Consider the following 23,673-nt stretch of genomic DNA (forward strand, 5'->3'; position numbering starts at 1 on the left):
ATTGTATTATATTTGCTGTATAATCAAAATAGTTTTCAACAATTCACATTTATGAACAAATATCTTCGCAAGGGCTTACGGGAAATAATCATCGGCGTGCTGTTGGTTGGGCTGGGTTATTACCTAATGGAAAGGCGATCGGACTGGTATAAGATCGCGATGCTTGTCGGGGTTATCGCGTTCAGTGCTGGCTTTTTGACCTTGATCTATCGCATGATCCGCAAAGTGGACCGGAATGCTATCATCGAAATGCGCGAAGAAGCTCACAAAAAACACAAAGAGGGAGATGCTGAGTAAAACGCGGGGGATTGTTTTAAAGACAACCAACTATTCGGAAAGTAGTCTGGTTGCACAAATCTACACTGAAGCTTTCGGTACGCAATCTTATCTCATCACCGGGGCGCGTAAACCGAAGGCGAAAATCAAAGCCAATATTCTACAACCCTTGCATCTGCTGGAAATAGTTGCAACGCACAAAGATAATGGCTCGCTGCAGCGAATTGCTGAAGCGCAACAGACGCCCTCACTACGAGAAATTCCTTATGATATCATAAAAAGTTCGCTAGCGCTATTCCTCAATGAAATTCTTTATAAGATTCTGAAGGAGCAGGAAAGTGATCCGTATTTATTTGAGTTTATCCACCAATCCATTCGCTGGCTGGATGAAACTCATTTAAATCTAGCCAATTTTCACTTGGTATTTCTGATCAAGTTAACCCGTTTCCTTGGTTTCTACCCGATCACTTCTAAGCAGGCTCTTCCCTACTTCAATCTTCACGAAGCGACGTTTTCAAATAATCTTCCTGAACATCCGCAGGTCTTACAGGAACCGCATACCTCTATTTTCCGCAAACTTATCGAAAGTGAATATTCCAATTGTGACCGCATTAAAATGTCAGCTGCGGACCGTCAATTTCTGCTGGAAAAGTTATTGGACTTTTACAGACTTCATCGTACCGACTTTAGGGAAGTGAAATCACTCTATATCCTAGAGGAGATTTTTCGTTAAAACACGTAATTGGTACATTTATTGTAACAAAAACACTGTTGAATAAAAAATTAACTAACACAAGTTTTCACCTAAAATCATATTCATATGGAACTAAAAGAAGCTTTTTTAAAAGTTGTACGCGACAACTACGCAAATTTTGAAGGCCGCGCGCGTCGTAAAGAATACTGGATGTATGTATTATCTGTATTTGTTTTGTATATAGGCTTAGGTATTGTGGGCGGAATTCTTTCGATTATAAGTGATACATTGGCCATGCTTGTATACGGCGTCATAAGCCTTCTCGGACTGGCACTATTTATCCCTAGCTTGGCAGTCACAGTTAGAAGGTTGCATGACACCAATAAGTCAGGTTGGTTTATACTCGTTTCTTTGATCCCTTTTGTGGGTGGGCTCTATCTTCTTTACCTCGAAATCTTGGAAGGAGACAAAGGGCCTAATCAATATGGCCCTGACCCAAAAGCACTGGAAAATGGCGCGAATCACCCATTCAATCAAAGCCAGGATCCCTTTGGCTCTTCACCAAGGCAAGACCCATTCGGAAGTTCGCAGTCCACCAATCCTCCAGCTACAGATAAGGATCCATTTGCATAATTCCATTAATTAAAAAGAGCTTTTACCTGCGTAAAAGCTCTTTTTATTCAAGCTGAGACATCTTCCCTGAGCTGTAACAGGTACCGAGATGTCCCGGCCGTTATTAATGTCTATGCTTTCTCTTTTTTTGCTGTCCCGGAGCAAACTCTTTTGCCGATTTTTCTCCATAATATTTTTTTGCGTGTCCGGGAGGCATACCTTTCGGCCCATGCCGATGCCCATGTCTGTGGTGGGTCGAATAACATGCGGTCATAGAGATCGCAACCATCGCCGAAAAAATCAATAATAATGCACGTTTCATCTTCACTTGAGTATTTTTTAGTTCAGTCATACAATTATCAGTCCAAAGTTAAATAAAAAAAGCCCATGCGCTGAACATGGGCTTTTCCACAATAAATATATTTTCAATCTAATTAGATAACTCTTACATTTACCGCATTAAGACCTTTACGGCCTTGTTCAATTTCGTAAGATACATTGTCATTCTCACGAACTTTGTCTACTAATCCCGAAACGTGAACAAAAATTTCGCTCTCGCCTGAATTAGGGATGATGAAACCGAAACCTTTGGTCTCATTAAAGAATTTTACTTTACCTTCTTGCATGGCACTATATTATTAATTTCCCTAAAGGTATAGAAATAAAATCAAAAATCTTCACCTTTTTATTTTTTTATGCTTTAAACTTTTTTGAAAACTTTGGCTCCAATCTTGTAGCAATGCGATAATAGCAATCGTATTATTACAAAACTTTAAAAAATATTCCGCCGGCGGGATATGCACAAAAGATATATCCACGGCAACCACAACGGCGACAGTTGCGCCATCAAAAAATAAGAAAACGATCAACAAATTTAGAACGATGAAAAAATTATTATTAGGACTAGCTTTTTTAGGTTTGATTTCACAAACAAATGCTCAACAAATGGTAAATAAAGAGTTTGTATCGACTGTGGGCCGCGCAGAAGAAGAAGTAACACCGGATATCATCTATATTGATGTCACGCTAAAGGAATTCTATGAAAATGGAAATACGAAGAAAAAAGTCGCGATAGATAAGCTGGAAAAAGATCTATTTGATTCAGCAACAAAAGCCGGTGTTAAAAAAGAAGATTTCACCATCCAAAATATCTGGAGCTACAATACGCCAGACAAAAAGAAAAAGGATACCGATATATTACTGTCAAGACAATACCGCATCAAAGTAACAAATCTAAACAACTTGAGTCAACTACTAGATGGTGTCGATAAAGCGGGTATCCAAAGTACGTATATCAGTGAATATGACTATTCAAAGAAAAAAGAACTTGAAAAAACATTGAAAACAAAAGCTGTATTAGATGCTAAAGCCAATGCGCAGATACTGGCCGAAGCCGCCGGCCAAAAAATCGGTAAAGCTATCGTACTGTCTGAGACACCGCAGCAAATTATCTTTGGTGTTCAGCCTACTATGCGTAATGCTATGTACAAAAGTGCTATGGCGGAATCTGCTGACCAGGCAGCGGGCAACGGACTTGACCTGGATATCCGGCCAATGAAAGTGACAAGCGAAATCAGCGCTTCTTTCGAATTGTTGTAATGATGCGTAGAGTACTATCTCCCGAAGATAAAAAAAAACAAATTGACCAAGATTTCGGTTGGATCAACCGAATATCTTGGTTAATGGATAATCAGTTCAACATCGGTGGTTTTCGATTTGGGCTGGATCCTATCTTGAACTTTATTCCGCTGGGCGGCGCTATTGCCGGATTCGGCACATCGCTAGTACTAGTCATTGCAATGTGGAGAAACGGCGCTAGCCCTAGGTTAGTCATTCGTATGCTGCTTAATATCTGCTTGGACGCTCTCCTGGGCAGTATTCCTTTTTTCGGCAATATTTTCGATTTTTTCAGCAAAGCCAATGAAAGAAATATCAAACTGCTCCACGAACATTATTACGAAGGTCGACACAGCGGATCGGGTGTGGGTATTATTCTGAGTATACTACTTGTTTTATTGATTTTTACAGGCCTCACCTTTTACCTGATCTGGCTTTTCTTCTCCTGGGCATTTTCGCTCCTCAATGGCATTTCCATTTAAGATCTCAGCCTTTGCCGCAAACTGCCGCCTCACTCCCCTTTTGGTACAACATAAAACAATTCTCAATTTTCTAATTTCAATTTGATAATTTTGACAACATCTTAGACGGACGCTGATAGCGTTCCATCTACATTAATACAACACTAAATGAGCAAAAAAAGAATATTTGCACTGCTGTTGATCGTCATTATGCTTGCAGCCATACTGACCAATCCAAGCAAAGAGGAACATGAAAAGGTGGTGCGTGCTAAAGCAGAGCAGCTGCTAAAAAATCAGATACATGCCAAGGATCAGGATTTTTTTGGGCTGGGTATGCAACTTTTTGGAAACAAATTGGTGGATAATTTTATCCAGAGTTCGGTCATTGTTGATAATTATTATCTTTTCTCTCTGACGAAAATTAAATGGCAGGGTACCGAGCAGGTGATCGGCGGGGGTGCATTTAGGTATATCTGGCTAAGTCCCAAGATTGACGAAAAAGCAGATGAGATTATTGCTGCACTGAAAAAAATCTAATATGCCCTTAGAAATTCTTTACCAGGATGACGTCATTGTAGCGATCAATAAACCACATGGTTTATTAGTACACCGTTCCTCCATTGCTCGGGACACTTCGGAGTTTGCACTCCAGTTACTGCGAGATCAATTAGGTCAAACCGTATACCCTGCCCACCGCCTGGACCGGAAAACAGGTGGAGTGCTCTTATTCTCTCTCAATAAAGAAACAGATCAATACCTGCAAAAAAGCTTTCAGGAGCATCAGATCGACAAAAAATATCTGGCTATCCTACGTGGCTTTGCACCGACCGATGGTGTGATTGATTATCCGTTAAAAAAAGAAAATGGTACATTGCAGGATGCAAAGACAACATTCAGGCTACTCGCCAACAGTGAACTTCCCGTCCCATTCGGCAAGTTCCCGACATCGCGCTACAGTCTTGTTGAAGCAAACCCGCTTACGGGCCGCATGCATCAGTTGCGGAGGCACTTTGCGCATATTTTTTATCCTATTATCGGTGACCGGCCGCATGGATGCAATAAGCAAAATAAGTTCTGGAAGGAAACGTACCAGATGGATACCATGCTATTGCATGCTTCCCAACTGACGTTCAAACATCCATTGTCCAACCATATGATTCATATAAAGGCTCCTTTACAAGCCGATTTCCAAAGAGTCATTGACATACTAGATATAAAGGCATGATGTTAAAACTAATTCTCGAAACCTTTATCAGAATATCGGGCATCGCCGCAGCGTCGGGTCTCGTTTACCATGGAGAGGAATTGCATATCGTATCTGACAACAGCAATTATCTCTACCACTATCACTTGGGTGAGCAACGATTATATAAAACCGTTCTTCTGGAAGCAAGCCCCATGGAAAATGTACCCAAAGCTTCTAAAATGGATCTTGAGTCCATCGCTTTTGACGGAAAAAGCTATTACCTTTACGGGTCGGGATCCACAGGAAGAAGGAACGACCGCTTTATCTGGGACGGAAAGCAACTTGTCCACGAAGATTATAGCAGGGTATATACCCTTCTGATGAAGAAATTTAGGATAAGTGAAGAAGATTTCAATATTGAAGGTGTCCTGCACATCGATGACCGAATCCTTTTTTTCAACAGGGGAAATGGGCCCAATGGGATAAACGGGATTTTGGAGTATTATCCAGCATCTGAAAATAGATCTCGTTATATCCCTATGGCCTTACCTACCCTGAATGGTGTTGCCACAGGCTTCTCTGACGCGACGCTCGTGGGCAACGACATCTATTTTATCGCCACAGCCGAAGATGCGAAATCGACTTACGATGACGGTGAAATTGCAGGATCAATGCTCGGTAAGCTTTCCGCTGACCTCCGTTCTGCCCCAGAAGTCTGGCCCATTCCAGAGAACCATAAATTTGAGGGGATAACGCTCAAGGAAGCGCACGAAGATGGCTTAGTCTTTCTGCTTTGCGCGGACAGTGACAGTGAGGACGAGCAACTTATCGTTTATTCCCTGAAAGTAACGAATTAAATCGTTTGTTCTAAAATGGATTCGCCAATAGGAATCACGTATATTTTGTTAAATTTGTAACTGATTAAAACTTAATTTTTATGTTAAAAAATACCGCCCTTTCGGAGACGCACATTGCTTTAGGAGCAAAGATGGTACCCTTCGCAGGCTTCAACATGCCGGTACAATATACTGGTATCAACGATGAGCACGAAACAGTTCGTACAGGTGTAGGAGTTTTTGATGTAAGCCACATGGGCGAGTTCATTCTAAAAGGTGAAAAAGCTTTGAATCTGCTTCAAAAAATCTCTTCAAACGATGTATCCAAATTATATGATGGTAAAGTCCAGTATGCTTATATCCCCAATGAAACGGGCGGTGTGGTGGACGATTTCTTAACCTACCGTATTGATGAGCAAACCTATTTTTTGGTTGTCAACGCGTCGAATATTGAAAAAGACTGGAACTGGATTTCAAAGTACAACTCGGAAGGCGTGGAAATGAAAAACATTTCTGACCAAACCTCTCTTTTTGCCGTTCAAGGTCCTAAAGCTGCCGATGCACTACAATCCTTAACGGATATTGAACTCGCTCCAATGGAGTATTATACCTTTGCGAAAGGCACTTTTGCAGGAGTAGAGAATGTTTTGATATCTGCAACGGGATATACCGGTGCTGGTGGTTTTGAAATCTACGTTGCCAACGAACATGCGCAAAAAGTCTGGGACGCCATTTTTGAAGCAGGAAAGCCCTATGGCATCAAACCTATTGGTCTGGGCGCCCGGGACACATTGCGTCTGGAAATGGGTTTCTGCTTATATGGAAATGACATCGACGATAACACTTCCCCTTTAGAAGCGGGATTAGGCTGGGTCACCAAGTTTACTAAAGACTTTGTTAATGCCGCTGCACTGAAAGCCGAAAAAGAAGCCGGACTGAAGAAAAAGCTGGTTGGGTTCGAAATGATAGACCGGGGAATCCCACGTCATGACTACGAAATCGTGGACGCTGAAGGCAACAACATCGGTCGGGTGACTTCAGGTACACAGTCGCCTACATTGAAAAAGTCGATTGGCTTAGGTTATGTTGATACAGCTTTTGCCAAAGACGGCACCGATATCTTTATCCTTATCCGAAATCAAAAAGTTAAAGCTAAGGTAACTAAACCTCCTTTTGTGAAATAAGAGCTTTTCATATGCAAACAGAAAGAGCAGGGAACTCCGGTTTCCTGCTCTTTCTGTTTGAAGCTCTACTATTTAGTTTTTTGCTTCTGCTGCTTTGCTGCGTACTGTTGTTTTTTTTCAACATCTTTCTGCTGGATCACGGCTCTTATACGCTTGCTAAGTACAACTTTTAGATAGATCAAAACTACCAAAAATGCAATAGACAATCCCGTCACCAGCATATTTCCAGCTTTATACCCCTCGAAGGCACAGTAGGCCAAAAATACAATGGCCAGATTCAGTACTACATTTAGTATAAAATATTTTGTCATATTATTTTTTTGTTAGTCCCAACACACGCGGTCTCCAGACAAAGAAATAGAGAATACCGCCGACAACATTAAACAAGACAATGCTTAGGGCCATTCCCAACCGTTCGATATTGGAAATAGCTTGTGAACGCATGATCTCCAGCAAGACCAATACGACCCATAGAAGAGAAAGCAAAATGGAGAGGCTACCTAATATGGGGAAGATACCAAGGTTAAATAATCGGGCCAATAAGGCCACGATATAAAAAGCAAGACTAAACAAGAAGGCTTGTTTAGTCTGATGCTCCAAGTTCTTCATATTAATACACGTCTAACTCCGGATCGATTTCCTCTTTCCAGGCCAAAATGCCGCCCTTTAAATTTGCCAGGTTATCAAACCCCTGCTGTTCCAACAATAAAATAGCCTGAGCTGAGCGCTTACCCGAACGGCATTGCACAATCACAGGTTTATCTTTGGCGATTTTATCGGCTTCAATCAAGATTCCCGAAAGCGGAATATTGAGGCCATTCAAATTCGAAACTTCGTATTCAAACGGTTCACGCACATCAATCAGCTGAAAATCCTCGTTGTTATCGATCTTATTTTTTAACTCCTGTACAGATACTTCTTTCATTGTCAAATAATTTATATTCAAACTTAGATAAATTTGCATTTATATCCAATTATAATTGCATTAGCAATATACGTGCTAACTTTTGTGGATGGTGGTTGAGGGTGCAGAGTGCTTACTATTGCTGCATCCCGCCACCGACATGCTTAATAAAGCTGTGTTAAATAGTCTGACAATCCATGATTCTGTCCATAAAATCACTATATTCAACCCGTAATATTAACTAACTACACATGCATATACTTTCTAAAATATCATTTTTTATAGTATTCCTGACTACCACTTTACCCCTGTTGGGGCAGCAGGTCATCTCTGGTCAGCAACGGCAGCAAGTAAGCCGTATATTGAATACATTGGCTTCCGATAGCATGGGTGGGCGATCAGCGCTGACAAAAGATATTGAACACGCCGCAGATTTTATCGCGGGAGAAATGAAAAGGATCGGCCTTGTTCCTTATGCAGAGCCGAATTTCAGACAGACCTTCTATCTGGACAAAATCACACCTAAAACACAATCCGCAGTTATCAACGGACAAACAATTGCACCCGAACATATCTTGGCATTAGGCGATCACACGCCCTTGCACTGGACGGATAAAGAGCGCATAAAAATAGCAAAAATTGGTTCAGGCGAGGATTTTTCTCTCGCTTTTAGAGCGTATTCCCAATCCAAGGAAAACGTACTCGTATGTGTTGATCCTTCTTTTGAAACTTATTTTACCCGGTTTAAGCAAATGCTCGGTGGAGCAAAATTTGTTGACGAACAGCATGCTGAAAAACGCTCGATAGTGTATATATTGACGGCTCAAACACCTCAGACTTTTACCGTGGACAGCGAATGGAATATGCAGAAGAACGAGCTTTTCAATGTAGCAGGGATCATTCCGGGAAAAACTAAACCAAACGAATTTGTAATTTTTTCAGGCCACTATGATCATATTGGTATATTACCAGCAGTTGGACAAGACTCCATTGCAAACGGCGCGGATGATGATGCTTCAGGAGTAACAGCCATGCTGGCCCTTGCCGAATATTATAAAAAGAAAAATAACAACGAAAGGACACTGATTTTCATTGCCTTCACAGCTGAGGAACTGGGCATGTATGGTTCTAAATATTTTTCTAATCATATCGACGCTGAACAAGTCGTGGCCATGATCAATATGGAGATGATCGGAAAAGATTCAAAATTCGGTCCGAATACCGTTTATATCACGGGATATCATCATTCTGACCTCGGACGTCTGATGCAGGAAAACCTGAAAAATACCAGTTTTAAATTCTATCCCGACCCTTACAAGAAGCAGAACTTATTTTATCGGAGTGACAATGCAGTATTAGCAGCAAACGGTGTACCGGCACACTCATTTTCGACCTCCCAAATGGATAAAGACCCGTATTATCATACTGTGAAAGATGAAGTGTCCACGTTGAATATTCAAAATATTATATCCAGCATCGAAGCTATTGCCATCGGAGCTTCTGGCATAGTCGAGGGTAGACAAACACCGTCCCGTGTCGAGAAATTAAAAGATTAAGCAATTGGTAGCGGCATGACAACGCGTTGCATGACATAATCATCAAGGATATAGTCATAATACGGAATATCGACGCGCTCCGTCACATGAAAGCCCTGTTTAAGATAAAAATGATAAGCAGGGTTACTTCGGTTGACATTCAGTTCGACGATGCTCCTGCCTTTGCTTCGTGCCTTTTCGACCGCAAAATCAATCAAAGTTTTGCCAAAGCCCTTACCTTGTACCCCCGGCATGATATAAAGCTTTTCGATCCGAAGTTTGTCCTCAAGAGTTTTGAGCGCAATAAAGCCTTGGCCTATACCTCCCTCTTTCAGAATATAGAAGAATTGGCCATTGACCATACTCTCGGCCAGTGCTTCCGCTGTATAGCCTTTATCAAGCATAAAATCGATCTGATCCTTTGACAGTATATCACCATAGGTGTCTGGCCAGATAACATGTGCCATATTGGAAATACTGCGGATATCAGTTTGTTCAGCTAATTCGATCGTTATCATAAAATTGTCTCTCCTATCAAAATATAGTTGGATTTTGAAAATTCCAGCTTAAATAAGCCATCCTTGGTCGTCTCATATATCCCTGATCTGATCTTTTTGAGACCTTCAGCGCTTATGTCCGCATCCACCGCATCGATGTAAATACGTTCACCTCCAGGTTTCCATTTGGTGAAGCCGTTTGAGACAAAAGAATAGCGCATGTCGTGCATAAATAATACCACATTGATGTGATCCAAATAGGGTTCATAACGCCGCAGTTCGATCTGATCTGTAACAATATTCACTGCTTGATAATGCTGCTCAATCAAATAGCTAAGTGAAGCCTCCAGGAAATTTGTAGCGCTATAAGGTACTATTTTTACATTTTCCTGTAGCCGGTCGGAGTTCGTCTGCGCAAATACAATGTCAAATTTATATCCACGGGCGTCCAGTGCATCCACTGTATTATTTTCTATAATAACAGTAGGGCTCCACTCGAGCAACTGCCCAAGATTCTCCTCGTTAATTAAGAACAGATCATCAATAAGCAGAGCCGGTTCTTGATTCTCCCGAACAATATGATGCGACGACATACCGGTATGAATTAATAACCTAGCCTACGTAAGGTAATGTAAGCCATAAGTCCCGTGCTGATTTCCAAGGAAGCTTCGTCTACGTCGAAGGTGGGTGTATGGACTGCTGAAGCGATCCCTTTAGCCTTATTGCCCGTACCCAACCGATAGAAGCATGCGTTAATTTCCTGCGAATAATAGGAAAAATCTTCTGCAGCGGGCCAAAGGTCCAAATCCACTACATTTTCCTTGCCTAGGTATTCTTCAGCGAAAGTACGTGCACTTTTTGTCAGTTCGGGTTCGTTAATCAAAAATGGATATCCTTTGCGCACCTCAAATTCACAGATTGCGCCCATACTTTCGGCGATGCCTGTCGCCATTTTGACCATTTTTTCGTGTGCCTCGGCACGCCATTTCTCATCGAATGTGCGGAATGTCCCCTCCAGGTAAACCTGGTCCGGAACTATATTCGTGGCACCATTAGCGATGATTTTACCAAATGACAGCACAGTCGGCGTGCGCGGATCCGCAAATCGGCTTGCAATCTGCTGCAAAGCTGTGATAATATGCGCGGTGATCACTATGGGATCGATATTCTGATGTGGATGTGCTCCATGTCCACCTCTTCCTTTTACCGTCATAAACAATTCATCACAGGAGGCCATATATTTCCCTTCCCGGAATCCTACCTTGCCTACTTCAATGAAAGGCATGACATGTTGGCCAATGATGGCAGAGGGGGCAGGGTCCTGCAAAGCTCCTTCCCGGATCATAATGGATGCACCGCCGGGCAGCCGCTCTTCGCCAGGTTGAAAGATTAATTTCACTACTCCACCAAATTCGGCTTTTAAGCTGTGCAGAATCTTGGCTGTCCCCAATAGAGACGAAGTATGTACATCGTGACCACAAGCATGCATCACACCGGGATTTTTGGAACCATAAGAACGTCCCTCGACTTCCTGAATGGGCAAAGCGTCCATGTCTGCACGCAAAGCGATGACGTGATCAGACGGCAATTCGCCCTTAATCAAGGCGACGATCCCTGTATCAGCTTTAGACTCATAGGGAATACCTAATAGATCCAGCTGTCTTTTTACGAAAGCAGATGTATGATATTCTTCGAAAGAAAGCTCGGGATTTTGATGAAGATGTCTACGATTGGAAACGGTATCTTCAAAATATTGATGGGCTAAGGCCAGGACTTTTTCTTTCGTACTTGCCATAAGGTTGATTGATTTATTGATAGACAAAAACGTTTTCCGAAAAAACGAAAACGTTACTAAAATATTGACGGAGCTCCCGCATAAATGCATTCGCTTCCGAGCGGCTTCTGAAGTCGCCCACTTTTACCCGATAATTAGGTTCATCATAGGTAATATAGGTATCAATATCCTTATACATATTGCGAAAACGTGTCTGCTCTGAAAATGCCTGATTGCGACTAGCACCAGCAAATATCTGAACCCGAAAACCTCTAACCTTAATGCGGGTTGCCGCAGAGCGGACTACAGGTTTGGACGGCACCGATGTAGTTTTGCTTTCGACAGGATTGATTCCCATTGCTGCCCTAAAATTCTGAAGCTGTGTAATCAAGGAATCTTTGGTTACTGTAACTCCACCCTTTTCCTGTGCTTTTACCTGAACAAACGTTAACAACACAAGTGCATGTATGAAAATCAATCCTCTCTTCAGCATAGTTTAACCTTTCTTATCGATTAGTTATTTGCGCCGTGGCAATTTTTATATTTTTTACCAGAACCACAAGGACATTCGTCATTGCGCCCGATAGTGTTTTCGTTACGAATCGGCTCCTTTGGGCCTTCATTTATGTCCTCGTCACTCACTCCAGTTGGCGAGCCTAACTCGGCTTTCGTTTCTACAGTCTTTACAGGTGCCTGTGCAACTTGTCTAGGCTGCATTGACGTAGTTTCCTGACCAGGGATCTCGCCTTTGAAAATAAAGCTCACAACGTCTTTATTCATGGATGCGAGCATAGATTTGAACAGGTTAAAGGCTTCCATTTTATAAATGATGATCGGATCCTTCTGTTCATAAACAGCATTTTGAACAGATTGTTTTAAATCATCCATTTCGCGTAGGTGCTCTTTCCATGCCTCATCAATCAATGCGAGTACAATGCCTTTTTCAAATGCTTTGAACACTTCCTTGCCATTGCTGTCGATCGCTTTTTTCAGATTTGCCGAAACCTGAATACCTCGAATACCGTCGGTAAACGGGATAACGACATTTTCAACGATTTGGCCACGCTCTGCATAAACATTATTTAACACAGGGACAGTCAATGCACCGATAGCATCAATTTTATGGTGATACGCGCGGATTGCCTGATCAAAAAGACGGTCGGTGAGCCCTTCAATCTTACCCTGCGCAAACTCTTCAGCAGTAATTTCTGGTGTAATAGCGAAAATACGGATGACTTCAATTTGAAAATCGTCATAATTACCTTGCTCTTTCGCTTCCGCGACGATCTCTTCGGCAACGTCAAAGATCATATTGTTCAGATCGACGTCTAAACGCTCGCCAAACAGTGCATTTTTACGTTTTGCATAAATTACAGTACGCTGTGAATTCATCACATCATCATATTCCAATAGGCGCTTACGGATACCGAAGTTGTTTTCTTCGACTTTACGCTGAGCACGTTCGATGGATTTGGTCAACATACTATGCTGCATGACTTCTCCTTCTTCCACACCCATTTTTACCATAATGTTTGAAATCCTTTCGGATGCAAACAGACGCATCAAATTGTCTTCCAGAGAAACAAAAAACTGTGAAGACCCCGGGTCTCCCTGACGTCCGGCCCGACCACGTAACTGACGGTCAACGCGGCGGGATTCGTGCCTTTCTGTACCGATGATCGCCAGACCACCCGCCTTTTTCACTTCTTCTGTCAACTTAATATCCGTACCACGGCCGGCCATATTTGTCGCAATGGTCACCTGTCCCGGGCGGCCCGCCTCTGCGACGATATCAGCCTCCTTTTGGTGTAATTTCGCGTTCAGCACATTATGTTTGATCTTCCGCAATTGAAGCATACGGCTTAATAACTCCGAAATTTCCACAGATGTAGTACCCACCAATACAGGACGGCCCTGTTCTGTCAATCGCTGGATCTCCTCAGCGACAGCATTATATTTTTCACGCGCTGTACGGTAAATCAAATCTTGGCGGTCCTCCCGTTGAATACCACGGTTGGTAGGGATTTCAACAACATCCAATTTATAGATTTCCCAAAGTTCACCAGCCTCGGTTGAAGCTGTACCCGTCATACCTGATAGCTTGTGATACATGCGGAAGTAGTTCTGTAATGTAATCGTCGCATAGGTTTGTGTCGCATCTTCCACCTTCACATTCTCTTTTGCTTCGATCGCCTGGTGCAAACCATCAGAGTAACGACGGCCATCCATGATACGTCCCGTTTGCTCATCGACGATTTTTACTTTTCCTTCGTCAACGATATATTCGACATCCTTTTCAAACAATGTATATGCTTTCAACAACTGATTGATGGAATGTATACGTTCAGCCTTGATGGAGTAATCACGTAACAAATCTTCTTTTTGAGCTGCTTTTTCTTCTAAACTCATAGCCGATTTTTCAATTTCGGCGATTGCTGTACCCACATCAGGCAAAATAAAGAAAGAAGGATCTTCGCCGGTTGCGGTAATCAATTCGATACCTTTTTCAGTAAGTTCTACTTGATTATTTTTTTCATCGATTACAAAATAAAGTTCTGCGTCTACTTTCGGCATATTTTTATTTTGCTCCTGCATGTAGTAATTTTCCACTTTCTGCAAGATGGAACGATTGGCACCTTCACTCAGAAACTTGATAAGGGCTTTATTTTTAGGAAGTCCCCTGTAAGCTCTCAATAAAGCCAAACCACCTCCCTCTACATCGGAATCTCCTGCTGCCAGCGCTTTCTTAGCGTCGTTCAGTACCGTGTTGATATAAGCCTTTTGTACATGTACCAACCGCTCAATACGTGGTTTTAGTTGATAGAATTCATGTTGATCACCACGAGGTATAGGACCTGAGATAATCAATGGTGTACGTGCGTCATCGATCAAAACGGAGTCTACCTCATCGACCATAGCAAAATGCAATTTTCCCTGCACCAATGCATCCGGAGTCTGCACCATGTTATCCCGTAAATAGTCGAAGCCAAATTCGTTATTCGTACCATATACGATATCTGCCTGATAGGCCTTGCGGCGCTGTGGCGAATTCGGCTGATGTTTATCAATACAGTCTACGGATAAACCATGGAATTCAAATAATGGTGCATTCCATTCGGAGTCACGTCGGGCCAGATAATCATTGACCGTTACGATATGTACCCCCTGTCCGGAAAGAGCATTGAGATAAGTAGGTAGCGTTCCTACTAAAGTTTTACCTTCACCGGTGGCCATTTCAGCAATCTTACCACTGTGTAATACGATACCACCAATCAGCTGTACATCATAATGTACCATATTCCAGGTAACCTCAGTACCAGCCGCCATCCATTTGTTTTTCCAGATGGCTTTATCGCCATTGATAATTACATTTGGCTTATAAACGGCCAATTCTCTATCAAAGTCATTGGCAGTAACCTCTAGTTCTTCATTTTCGGTCAAACGTCTTGCTGTCTCTTTCACCACTGCAAACGCTTCAGGTAGAATTTCCTTCAGTACCTCCTCTAACTTCTTATCACGATCTTTAGACAGTTTGTCCACCTGCTCGTAAATAGAAGTTTTCTTTGCCATATCATCCTCATCCTGATCCGCTTCGGTTTTCAGCGTCGCAATTTCTTGGTCAATATCTGCTAGGTAATTTTTAATTCTTTCTTTGAAATCAACGGTTTTGGCACGTAACTCGTCATTGGTTAGATTTGAAAGCTTATCGTATTCAGCCTTGATCTGTTCTACCACCGGCTGAATTCCCTTGATATCTCTCTCGGATTTACTTCCAAATAATTTACTTAAAAACTTTAACATAATTTTTTTTCTATCTCAACTAAAGATTTTGTGCAATAATGACTCCAAAATAAAATTGCAGACAATTTGACACTAATCGGGCAAATTTAGTTATTAGATATGATATCTAACAGCTTACACCTATTTTTTTTGCTTTATTTTTTTGTTATCCGTTATGTGCTTGGCAAAGTGATGACATTCTCTCGCGAACTGGTTATCAAGTTATCATAATTATACGGATTGTGCAGTAGATAACTATAGTCAATCAACTCCGTGCAATACACTTCCTACGACAAAAATAGCTTCCGGTCAGAACGGGGTATAAAACCAAGATCCTGAGCCTTTTCAAACATTTTTGTAATAGCGTTACGGCCTTCAGCACCCAGTTCGACCGAGTATTTGTTGACATAAAGATCAATATGTTTGTACATCACCTCTTCACTCATTTCCTGGGCATGGCTGCGGATAAAATCGAGTCCGGATTTTGGATTGGCGAAAGCGAACTCAACACTTTCTTTCAACACTTTATTCAAGGTGTCCTTAACCTCTTTCGACAGTGATCTTTTTACCACAATGCCGCCGAGAGGAATCGGAAATTTTGTCGTTGTTTCCCAGTACTCCCCCAAGTCAACCACTTTGAATAGTCCTCTCTGCGCATAAGTAAAGCGGTTTTCATGGATGATAAGCCCAAGATCAATTGAGCCATCCAAAAGAGCACTCTCGATTTCTGAGAAGACCAGTTCGATCTTATTGGTTAATTCAGGAAACGCAAGCCCTAATAGAAAATTTGCCGTGGTATACTTGCCGGGATAACCGACCCTTAATTTGTTGTGTTCGCCCAGCCCTTCTCCCTTATTGAGTTTCTCCTGAAGGGCAAGAGCCAAAGAAGGGTCTTTCGTGATCAGCATTGGCCCCACACCAAAGCCTAAAGCGCTGCCAGCATCCAGCAGCTCATAGTCTTCAACGGCATAGGCAAAGGCATGATAGCTCAGTTTGGTAACATCCAGATCACCTTGAAAAGCTTTCAGATTTAAGGTCTCCACATCCTGATATTCTACTTCAAAATCAAGACCTTTGGTATCGATTTTATGGTGAATAAGCGCATCAAAGATAAACGTATCGTTTGGACAGGGAGAGAATCCCAATGTTAATTTCATATGCTTGTATTTAATAGTATTAATCTAATAGTGTTCAGCTATAGCTGTCCCCCCGTTAATAGCCTTGATCCAGCCAATATAGCGATGTTGAACATCAGTGTTACTTTATACGGTCACTTTATGAGTGACTAAATAGAGTATCATAGCAAAAAAAGTCATCATGACGATCCCTTTTCCGATCTGGTCTTTTCCGCCGCGATAGGCAAAACGCAACAATACCAGGTTGACCAGCACAGCAATAGTGTATATAGCCATGGGTTTTTCGGGTAGAAAATAAAGTCCAATTGCTGTAAACCGCACCAGCAAATAAGCTAATGCAGGAAAAACAACGCCGGCTGCAAAGCCTATCCAAAGATTATTTTTCAATTTTTCCACGCCTGCTATTTTCGTCCAAATGATCAAAGCTCCAGGAATTCAGTTCGGGAATTGCATGGTGCGCAGTCATATCAAACTGTGTTGGGACAACGGAAACATAACCATTGGCCAGTGCATAACAATCGGTATCCTCACCACGGTCCTGTAAAACAAATTTTCCTGTAGTCCAATAGTAATCACGGTTATGTGGGTCTATACGTTCGTCAAACTCCTCTACCCAATGTCCACCTGCTTGCCGACAGATCTTAATGCCTTTAAAACCGTTTGTTTGCGGAAAATTAACGTTCAGCAAGGTGTTTTTTGGCAAGCCATTGGCAAGAACTTGTTCGGTTATAGAAATAACATAAGGTCTACAGTAACTGAAATCCGCATCATGCGAAAAATTATCCAGCGAAAACCCAACGGAAGGGATCCCCTCTATTGCCCCTTCTACCGCAGCAGACATGGTACCTGAATATAGCACGTTGATCGAATTGTTGAGTCCATGATTGATACCCGAAACACAGATATCCGGCCTCTGTCCCTTAAACACTTTGTTTACAGCAAGCTTAACACAGTCTACCGGTGTTCCGGAACATTGATACATCTCTACGCCTTCATATAAATTGATCTTATCCAGACGCAACGGCCGTCCAAGTGTAATCGCGTGCCCCATGCCCGATTGCGCAGAGTCAGGGGCGACAACCACAACATTGCCAATCTTTTGCATTTCTTCCATCAGCACCTTAATACCCGGTGCAGTAATTCCATCGTCGTTGACCACTAAAATATTGGGTTTCTTTTTTACCATACACGAAGTTAGTAAATCTGAAAAATAAAACTGTAGGAAATCCTTGTGCCGATAAATCATTTACATAGCTACGACATCGTTTGCGTAACATTGTATGGCTTTTAATAAATATTAGTCCTAAATTTAGCATTTAAACAAAGCAAATTATTCTGTTATGAGCATTAATTTTGAATCCCGCTATGCTATCGGGCCAAGGGAATACAAGACGTTAGATACGCATGGATTACGAGAGAATTTCCTCATTGAAAAAGTTTTCGAAACCGATAAAATTAACTTAGTTTATACACACTACGACCGCTATATGGCCGGCGGCGCAATGCCCGTAAATGCTAAGCTCAAATTGGAAACTGTCCCTGAGCTGTTGAAAGAACCTTATTTTCTGTCCAGAAGAGAACTGGGAATCATTAATGTCGGCGGCAACGGCCAAGTTGAAGTGGATGGTACTCGATACGATTTAAACACGAAAGAGGCACTTTATGTGGGCCAAGGCGCTAAAGAGGTTTATTTTTCAAGTCAGGACGGTGCAAACCCAGCTAAATTTTACTTAAATTCTACTCCAGCACACTGCAGTTACCCAACTAAAAAGGTAACAAAGGAGGATGCCAATAAAATCGAGCTCGGTTCACTTGAAACATCCAATCATCGGGTGATCAACCAAATGTTATTGAATAAAGTTGTGCAGACCTGCCAGTTGCAGATGGGGATGACTGAGCTCAAACCCGGATCTGTATGGAATACCATGCCTGCTCATACACATGACCGACGTATGGAAGTATACTTTTACTTTGAATTACCAGAAGGACAGGCGGTATCGCATTTTATGGGGCCAATCGATGAGACACGTCATATCTGGATACAGAACGATCAGGCAGTAATTTCACCTCCCTGGTCAATTCATTCGGGTGCTGGCACCTCCAACTACACATTCATTTGGGGAATGGCCGGTGAAAACTTAGACTATGATGATATGGATAAATGTGCCATTACAGCGTTGAAGTAGCCGACAAAATAGTCTGCTACCCTCCGCCTTATCAAAATCATCCGATAACATAACTAGATAATAGCGTCACTATATCATATGATCAACATGAAAAAAACATTCGTATTGAGTTTAGCGCTTGGTCTTTGGGGTATTGCCTCAGCACAGAACAACAAGACCATCACTGTAAGCAATCCTTCTTCCTTCACGCGGACTGAACTGATCAGTATTCCTTATGCCACATTTGAGATGCACTTCGCCCTGAAAGAAAATAGCTTTAGCATTGTCGACAGCGAAAATAAAAAGGAGCTGGCGTACCAGCTCGAGAAATTAGGAAAGCAGACAGCGCAAAATGTACTGGTGCAAGTCAGCCTCGCTCCTAAAAGTTCTCTGACCTTTGCTGTGACCGGCAATGCCCCAACAGCAGTTTCTTCTAAAACCTATGCACGGTATGTACCCGAACGTAAAGATGACTTTGCCTGGGAAAATGATATTGCTGCGTTTAGAGCCTACGGAAAAGCCTTGGAAGGCAGCTCAGAAGATGCCCAAGGATTTGATTTCTGGGCCAAGCGTACTAATGATCTGATTATTGACGAATGGTATAAAACAGGTGATTACCATGCCGATCATGGTAAAGGCTTGGACTACTACTCTGTAGGTCAAACGCTGGGTGTAGGTGATGCTACCCCTTTTATAGATGGGCAGGTAGTCTACCACAAACACTATCGTCAGTATAAGGTACTGGATAACGGACCGTTGCGTTCTACTTTCAAGCTTATCTATGAGCCTGAGAACGTAAAAGACCAAAATCTTCAGGTAGAAAAAACGGTTTCTTTAGATGCTGGAAGCCAGCTGAACAGAATCAGCTATGCAATTAAAAATAGTACTGCTAGTAGTACTTCCGTTGCTATTGGCCTTGCGAAAAGAAAAGAGGAAAAACCTCAATTTCTGAACGATGCCAAAAGTGGTACCCTTGCGTATTGGGAACCAGCAGAGGGCGACAAGATTACCGGAACCGCCGTTATTGTTCCGAAGGCATCTTATGTTTTCAAAGACAGTCCTACACAATTTTTATTGACAACGACCGTAGAAAACAACAACCCATTGGTCTATTTTGCTGGTGCGGCATTTAATAAGGCGGGAAAGATAAATAACTTTGAACAATGGCAATCGTACCTCAGACAATTCAGGGATCATTTAAATCAACCACTAATCATAAAATATTCGAAATAATGTCAATACTGCAATCTTTTGATTTATCAGGAAAGGTAGCTTTAGTAACCGGCTGCAAAAGAGGAATAGGAAAAGCGATTGCTGAAGCATTGGCGGAAGCAGGAGCAGATATCATCGGCGTTTCGGCCTCGCTGGAAATCGCGGGCTCCACAGTAGAGCAATCAATCAAGGCACTTGGCAGAAACTTTTACGCCTATCAATGTGACTTTTCAAAAAGGAATGAACTTTATAAGTTCATTGACCAAGTAAAATCAGATCACCCAACCATCGATATTCTGTTTAACAATGCCGGAAATATACTGCGTAAACCAGCTGCAGAACATCCAGATGAATACTGGGATCAAATTATCGAAATCAATCAAAATGCCCAATTTATCCTGACTAGAGAAATAGGCAAAGATATGATTTCACGTGGAACTGGAAAGATCGTGTTTACAGCATCTTTGCTGACTTTTCAAGGCGGCATCAATGTTCCGGGATACGCAGCATCCAAAGGAGCAATAGGCTCATTAGTCAAAGCCTTTGCCAATGAATGGGCCTCCAAGGGTATAAATGTGAACGGCTTTGCTCCAGGGTACATTGCCACAGACAATACCGAAGCTTTAAGAGACGATCCTGAGCGGTCGAAATCGATATTGGACCGCATCCCTGCTGGCCGCTGGGGGACACCCGAAGATTTTAAAGGCCCCGCAGTATTCTTGGCATCAAAAGCGTCAGATTACGTGCATGGCACTATTCTCACTGTCGACGGTGGCTGGATGGGAAGATAAGAGATCAACAATAAAGATTAGTTTGTTTTTAAAAGTCTTTATCCTTCGGGATAAAGGCTTTTTTTTGAGATGTGAGTCTCTACTACTATCAAAGAGTCTAGGAATAGAGTCCTTTTTTGTCAATAAAGTCGATCACTTTTTGTGGTGTAAAAAACTGAATATTCTTCTTTTCTTTAATTGCCTTCCGAAGGAAGGTGGATGATAATTCCATTAAGGGCGTATCTGTCATCGTGACAGAAGGATGTTCCTTCAGCTTTCCACCATTGTATCCCGGACGTGGATAAACATAAATATGATAATCTCGCAAAATCACTTCAGCGTTCTTCCATTTTTCCAAAGATTCAAGAATATCTTCTCCCATCAGCAACACAAACTCGCGATTCGGATACTTTTCGCTGAGATGGGTTAGGGTATCTATTGTGTAAGAGGGCAGTGGCAAATGAAATTCGATATCGCTGACACGCAAATGATCACACCCCTCAAGTGCTAAATTAAGCATTTCCAGCCGGTCGTAGGGATCCGCTAACGTAGACTTCTTTTTGAACGGATTCTGTGGTGAAACGACAAACCAGACTTGATCGAGCCCTGTAAAACTGGCCATGTAATTGGCTATTATCAAATGTCCCACATGTACGGGATTAAAAGAACCAAAAAACAAACCGATTTTTTTCATGATTATGTACTGATGAAATCCATCACAATTTCTTCGGCTTCTGCACAAGCAGTTTCCAAATCAAAATTTTTCAGTATCACGTCAAATTTATTGGCATAAGTAAGTTCTAGTTCTGCTTTTGCAAAGCGCTCCTGCAACTTCTCCTCTGAATCTGTACCACGGCCCGTCAATCGCTCTTTCAGTACTTCCAGCGATGGAGGTTGTACAAAAATAGATAGCGCTCGGTCAGGAAATTTTGATTTTAGCCGCAAGCCGCCGACAACATCTATATCAAAGATCACATGTTTACCTTCTTTCCAGATACGTTCGATCTCCGACCGCAGTGTTCCATAGAAGGTACCTGAGTACACCTCTTCAAATTCAATAAACTCCTGCTTTGCAACACGATGTAAAAACTCTTCCTTGGACATAAAATAATAGTCTTTTCCATTGACCTCCTGCCCCCTCGGATCCCGGGTACTCGCCGAAATTGAAAATTCTATCTTATCGCCATGTTTACTTAATAGATCTCTGACTATAGTTGTCTTTCCAGCACCAGATGGTGCTGAGAAAATAATTAATTTACCGCTCATCCTTATAGTACGTTGAGCAACTGCTCCTTTATTTTTTCCAATTCTTCTTTCATTCTGACTACGATCTGCTGTATACCGGCATGATTCGCTTTAGATCCAAGGGTATTGATTTCCCGCCCCATTTCCTGTGAAATAAACCCTAACTTCTTGCCATTGGAGTCTGCAGAATCAAAAGCTTGCATAAAATAGTTGCAGTGAGAACGCAACCTTACTTTCTCCTCAGTCACATCCAGTTTATCAATATAATAAACGAGTTCCTGTTCGAAACGATTCTGATCCACATTATCTTTTCCTACCGTATCATTTAAAAACTGTTCTATACGTTGTCTGATCAAAGGAATGCGTTCAACTTCTAAACTCTCCACCTCGCCCAAATAAGATAAAATAAGCTCCGCACGTTTTTTTAGATCCTCCGCCAAAACATTTCCTTCATCTTCACGAAAGGTGTTAAACTGCTTTACAGCTTCATAGAAAGCATCCATCAGTACCTTCGCTTCTTCTTCATCTACGGTATCTTCATTGTTGCTAATAACTTCCGGCATACTTAGCGCCAGTTCAAATAAATTAGCTTTGTTGTCCTGCAGCTCGTTAGCGACAGCCAGCAATTGACTATAATATTGCTTTAGTAAATCGGTGTTGATGGACGATGCCTTGGCTGTTTGGTCCGTATATTCTACGGATACATTTAGATTAACCTTTCCGCGCTCAATTAGTTTACTGCATTCTGTCCGCAAGGCTAATTCCTTGTCCGAAACTACTTTGGGCAAACGGAGATTTAATTCAAGGAATTTTGAATTTAAGGACTTTATTTCGACACTATATTTAACTTTACCATTCTCTTTGGAAGCTGTGCCATATCCTGTCATGGATTTTATCATATGCAAAGGTATAACTTTTCAAATAAAAGTTGAAGCAGGCTTGAGCATTAATTGTTAAAGTCCTTTCAATCAGCTGTTGTGCTGCCCCTTCATCCGCCATGTTTTGCAATGATCACCACGAGATAACTTTCATAAGGTCTGGCACCTTTACAGGTAACATAACCAATACCAACATCATACAGTGAACCATTCCATTGATCCATACCCAATAAATGTGTTCTATGGTGGTAACCCGGTGCCTCCCGTCCAATAATAAGCGCTTTTATAGCATCTGTAGCACTAGCACGATTGGCCGCAATAGACTCAAAATTATTAGCACTTCGTTTTTTTAGCCAATCTGGATTTAAATCATATCCAGCTTGGGCTATAAAATAATTGGGGCCATAGCCTTCTGGTGAAACATGATCAAAATACGCACGTTTAGCCATATCTTTGGCACGATATACAGCTACTTCAGCCAATTGTTTATTCCAACGAAGTTCAGTACGTTTGATTTTATGAAGATTAAATAACTTAAGTTCCCTTTTGTATTTTTCAGGATTTAAACGGATACGATTCAATAATTCATAAGCTTCCTTTGCTTGCCTTTGATCTACCCGGATCCGCTGTGCAGTTGCGGCTTGCACGATAAATAGGGTAAATGCGAAAATAAAATATTTCATATGTAATCAAACTGTCTTTCAATAGTAGTTGAGGATATCCATATTATCGCTACGTAGCGACCAAAAATGGATTAATGTCAATCCTTTAACATAAAAAAGACTGTTTTTAGTATCTGTAGTTTAATGCTATTTTGCAGTTTTCAAGAGCAAAAACTGTATCATCATGGAAATTAGGCTGATAAATATGATGGCTTTACCTATGCCACTCCGCATGGTGTAAAAGGTATG

Annotated in this window: 30 protein-coding genes; 13 read left to right on the forward strand and 17 right to left on the reverse strand. The window is 41.7% G+C overall.

The features are described 5' to 3' along the window. Positions 1–51: 51 nt before the first annotated feature. The 3 genes from FGL37_RS07365 to FGL37_RS07375 all read left to right on the forward strand — a co-directional run bounded on the left by FGL37_RS07365 (position 52) and on the right by FGL37_RS07375 (position 1,603). A complete protein-coding gene (locus tag FGL37_RS07365) occupies positions 52–297 on the forward strand; it encodes a hypothetical protein (RefSeq protein ID WP_028071076.1) in 246 nt (81 codons plus the stop codon). Further along, positions 287–1,009, forward strand: coding sequence for a DNA repair protein RecO (gene recO / locus FGL37_RS07370; protein ID WP_028071077.1), 723 nt, complete (start codon positions 287–289; stop codon positions 1,007–1,009). The genes FGL37_RS07365 and recO overlap by 11 nt, the downstream gene beginning before the upstream one ends. Before the next feature lie 87 nt (positions 1,010–1,096). After that, entirely contained in the window at positions 1,097–1,603 is a 507-nt protein-coding gene (locus FGL37_RS07375) for a DUF805 domain-containing protein (RefSeq protein ID WP_081817938.1), read from the forward strand. 103 nt (positions 1,604–1,706) lie between these two features. Here FGL37_RS07375 and FGL37_RS07380 read toward each other — a convergent pair whose 3' ends face one another. Together FGL37_RS07380 and FGL37_RS07385 are read right to left on the reverse strand one after the other, a co-directional pair. Further along, entirely contained in the window at positions 1,707–1,904 is a 198-nt protein-coding gene (locus FGL37_RS07380) for a hypothetical protein (protein WP_028071078.1), read from the reverse strand. A 112-nt stretch (positions 1,905–2,016) separates the two neighbouring features. Next, positions 2,017–2,208 carry a cold-shock protein gene (locus tag FGL37_RS07385; RefSeq protein ID WP_028071079.1) on the reverse strand — a complete coding sequence of 64 codons (192 nt, stop codon included), beginning with the start codon at positions 2,206–2,208 and terminating at the stop codon, positions 2,017–2,019. Positions 2,209–2,464: 256 nt separating this feature from the next. On the opposite strand from FGL37_RS07385, the gene FGL37_RS07390 reads away from it, so the two are divergent. The 6 genes from FGL37_RS07390 to gcvT all read left to right on the forward strand — a co-directional run bounded on the left by FGL37_RS07390 (position 2,465) and on the right by gcvT (position 6,866). Further along, on the forward strand, positions 2,465–3,181 hold the full coding sequence (locus FGL37_RS07390) for an SIMPL domain-containing protein (protein ID WP_028071081.1): 717 nt from the start codon (positions 2,465–2,467) through the stop codon (positions 3,179–3,181). Further along, a complete protein-coding gene (locus FGL37_RS07395; RefSeq protein ID WP_232048651.1) occupies positions 3,181–3,681 on the forward strand; it encodes a DUF4112 domain-containing protein in 501 nt (166 codons plus the stop codon). The genes FGL37_RS07390 and FGL37_RS07395 overlap by 1 nt, the downstream gene beginning before the upstream one ends. Positions 3,682–3,828: 147 nt before the next feature. After that, positions 3,829–4,197, forward strand: a complete 369-nt coding sequence (locus FGL37_RS07400) for a DUF4359 domain-containing protein (RefSeq protein ID WP_028071083.1) — start codon at positions 3,829–3,831, stop codon at positions 4,195–4,197. A 1-nt stretch (position 4,198) separates the two neighbouring features. Beyond that, a complete protein-coding gene (locus tag FGL37_RS07405) occupies positions 4,199–4,885 on the forward strand; it encodes a pseudouridine synthase (RefSeq protein WP_028071084.1) in 687 nt (228 codons plus the stop codon). Next, positions 4,882–5,703 carry a DUF6929 family protein gene (locus FGL37_RS07410; RefSeq protein WP_138096734.1) on the forward strand — a complete coding sequence of 274 codons (822 nt, stop codon included), beginning with the start codon at positions 4,882–4,884 and terminating at the stop codon, positions 5,701–5,703. The genes FGL37_RS07405 and FGL37_RS07410 overlap by 4 nt, the downstream gene beginning before the upstream one ends. An 80-nt stretch (positions 5,704–5,783) precedes the next feature. Continuing rightward, entirely contained in the window at positions 5,784–6,866 is a 1,083-nt protein-coding gene (gcvT, locus tag FGL37_RS07415) for a glycine cleavage system aminomethyltransferase GcvT (RefSeq protein ID WP_028071086.1), read from the forward strand. Between the two features lie 68 nt (positions 6,867–6,934). On the opposite strand, the gene FGL37_RS07420 is transcribed toward gcvT, so the two are convergent. The 3 genes from FGL37_RS07420 to FGL37_RS07430 are packed head-to-tail and all read right to left on the reverse strand — an operon-like array spanning position 6,935 to position 7,791. Continuing rightward, complete coding sequence (locus FGL37_RS07420; protein WP_028071087.1) at positions 6,935–7,177, reverse strand: DUF6358 family protein; 243 nt, start codon at positions 7,175–7,177, stop codon at positions 6,935–6,937. 1 nt (position 7,178) lies between these two features. Next, the gene (locus FGL37_RS07425) at positions 7,179–7,475 is read right to left on the reverse strand and encodes a hypothetical protein (protein ID WP_028071088.1); all 297 of its coding nucleotides are present in this window, start codon (positions 7,473–7,475) and stop codon (positions 7,179–7,181) included. 1 nt (position 7,476) lies between these two features. Continuing rightward, a complete protein-coding gene (locus tag FGL37_RS07430; RefSeq protein ID WP_028071089.1) occupies positions 7,477–7,791 on the reverse strand; it encodes a rhodanese-like domain-containing protein in 315 nt (104 codons plus the stop codon). A gap of 230 nt (positions 7,792–8,021) precedes the next feature. Between FGL37_RS07430 and FGL37_RS07435 the strand changes: the two genes are divergently transcribed. After that, the gene (locus FGL37_RS07435) at positions 8,022–9,326 is read left to right on the forward strand and encodes a M28 family metallopeptidase (RefSeq protein WP_028071090.1); all 1,305 of its coding nucleotides are present in this window, start codon (positions 8,022–8,024) and stop codon (positions 9,324–9,326) included. Here FGL37_RS07435 and FGL37_RS07440 read toward each other — a convergent pair. The 8 genes from FGL37_RS07440 to surE form a co-directional block, all read right to left on the reverse strand. Beyond that, on the reverse strand, positions 9,323–9,823 hold the full coding sequence (locus FGL37_RS07440) for a GNAT family N-acetyltransferase (RefSeq protein ID WP_028071091.1): 501 nt from the start codon (positions 9,821–9,823) through the stop codon (positions 9,323–9,325). The genes FGL37_RS07435 and FGL37_RS07440 overlap by 4 nt on opposite strands. After that, positions 9,820–10,395 (reverse strand): hypothetical protein, encoded by a 576-nt coding sequence (locus FGL37_RS07445; RefSeq protein WP_028071092.1) that lies wholly within the window; start codon positions 10,393–10,395, stop codon positions 9,820–9,822. Before FGL37_RS07445 ends, FGL37_RS07440 begins: the two co-directional genes overlap by 4 nt. 11 nt (positions 10,396–10,406) lie before the next feature. After that, entirely contained in the window at positions 10,407–11,597 is a 1,191-nt protein-coding gene (locus FGL37_RS07450) for a M20 metallopeptidase family protein (protein WP_037533962.1), read from the reverse strand. 13 nt (positions 11,598–11,610) lie between these two features. Beyond that, positions 11,611–12,069, reverse strand: a complete 459-nt coding sequence (locus tag FGL37_RS07455; RefSeq protein WP_028071094.1) for an SPOR domain-containing protein — start codon at positions 12,067–12,069, stop codon at positions 11,611–11,613. Positions 12,070–12,089: 20 nt separating this feature from the next. Beyond that, a complete protein-coding gene (gene secA / locus FGL37_RS07460) occupies positions 12,090–15,377 on the reverse strand; it encodes a preprotein translocase subunit SecA (protein WP_028071095.1) in 3,288 nt (1,095 codons plus the stop codon). A gap of 266 nt (positions 15,378–15,643) precedes the next feature. Next, the gene (locus FGL37_RS07465; RefSeq protein WP_028071096.1) at positions 15,644–16,513 is read right to left on the reverse strand and encodes a 1,4-dihydroxy-6-naphtoate synthase; all 870 of its coding nucleotides are present in this window, start codon (positions 16,511–16,513) and stop codon (positions 15,644–15,646) included. Between the two features lie 105 nt (positions 16,514–16,618). Then, the gene (locus tag FGL37_RS07470; protein WP_051607160.1) at positions 16,619–16,888 is read right to left on the reverse strand and encodes a hypothetical protein; all 270 of its coding nucleotides are present in this window, start codon (positions 16,886–16,888) and stop codon (positions 16,619–16,621) included. After that, the gene (gene surE, locus FGL37_RS07475; protein ID WP_028071098.1) at positions 16,869–17,678 is read right to left on the reverse strand and encodes a 5'/3'-nucleotidase SurE; all 810 of its coding nucleotides are present in this window, start codon (positions 17,676–17,678) and stop codon (positions 16,869–16,871) included. Before surE ends, FGL37_RS07470 begins: the two co-directional genes overlap by 20 nt. 154 nt (positions 17,679–17,832) lie before the next feature. Between surE and kduI the strand changes: the two genes are divergently transcribed. The 3 genes from kduI (at position 17,833) to FGL37_RS07490 (ending at position 20,660) form a co-directional block, all read left to right on the forward strand. Further along, the gene (kduI, locus tag FGL37_RS07480) at positions 17,833–18,678 is read left to right on the forward strand and encodes a 5-dehydro-4-deoxy-D-glucuronate isomerase (RefSeq protein ID WP_028071099.1); all 846 of its coding nucleotides are present in this window, start codon (positions 17,833–17,835) and stop codon (positions 18,676–18,678) included. 87 nt (positions 18,679–18,765) lie between these two features. Then, positions 18,766–19,890 carry a BT3233 family polysaccharide utilization protein gene (locus FGL37_RS07485; RefSeq protein WP_028071100.1) on the forward strand — a complete coding sequence of 375 codons (1,125 nt, stop codon included), beginning with the start codon at positions 18,766–18,768 and terminating at the stop codon, positions 19,888–19,890. A gap of 5 nt (positions 19,891–19,895) precedes the next feature. Beyond that, complete coding sequence (locus FGL37_RS07490) at positions 19,896–20,660, forward strand: SDR family oxidoreductase (protein WP_171019321.1); 765 nt, start codon at positions 19,896–19,898, stop codon at positions 20,658–20,660. A 97-nt stretch (positions 20,661–20,757) separates the two neighbouring features. Here the strand turns inward: FGL37_RS07490 and nadD are convergent, their stop codons facing one another. The 4 genes from nadD to FGL37_RS07510 form a co-directional block, all read right to left on the reverse strand. Continuing rightward, positions 20,758–21,333, reverse strand: coding sequence for a nicotinate (nicotinamide) nucleotide adenylyltransferase (nadD, locus tag FGL37_RS07495; RefSeq protein ID WP_028071102.1), 576 nt, complete (start codon positions 21,331–21,333; stop codon positions 20,758–20,760). A gap of 2 nt (positions 21,334–21,335) precedes the next feature. Beyond that, a complete protein-coding gene (gmk, locus tag FGL37_RS07500) occupies positions 21,336–21,905 on the reverse strand; it encodes a guanylate kinase (RefSeq protein ID WP_028071103.1) in 570 nt (189 codons plus the stop codon). 2 nt (positions 21,906–21,907) lie between these two features. Further along, on the reverse strand, positions 21,908–22,783 hold the full coding sequence (locus FGL37_RS07505; RefSeq protein WP_081817939.1) for a YicC/YloC family endoribonuclease: 876 nt from the start codon (positions 22,781–22,783) through the stop codon (positions 21,908–21,910). An 89-nt stretch (positions 22,784–22,872) separates the two neighbouring features. Beyond that, a complete protein-coding gene (locus FGL37_RS07510; protein WP_028071105.1) occupies positions 22,873–23,445 on the reverse strand; it encodes a CAP domain-containing protein in 573 nt (190 codons plus the stop codon). Positions 23,446–23,673: the final 228 nt, after the last annotated feature.

The sequence above is a fragment of the Sphingobacterium thalpophilum genome (assembly GCF_901482695.1).
GTDB classification, from domain to species: domain Bacteria; phylum Bacteroidota; class Bacteroidia; order Sphingobacteriales; family Sphingobacteriaceae; genus Sphingobacterium; species Sphingobacterium thalpophilum.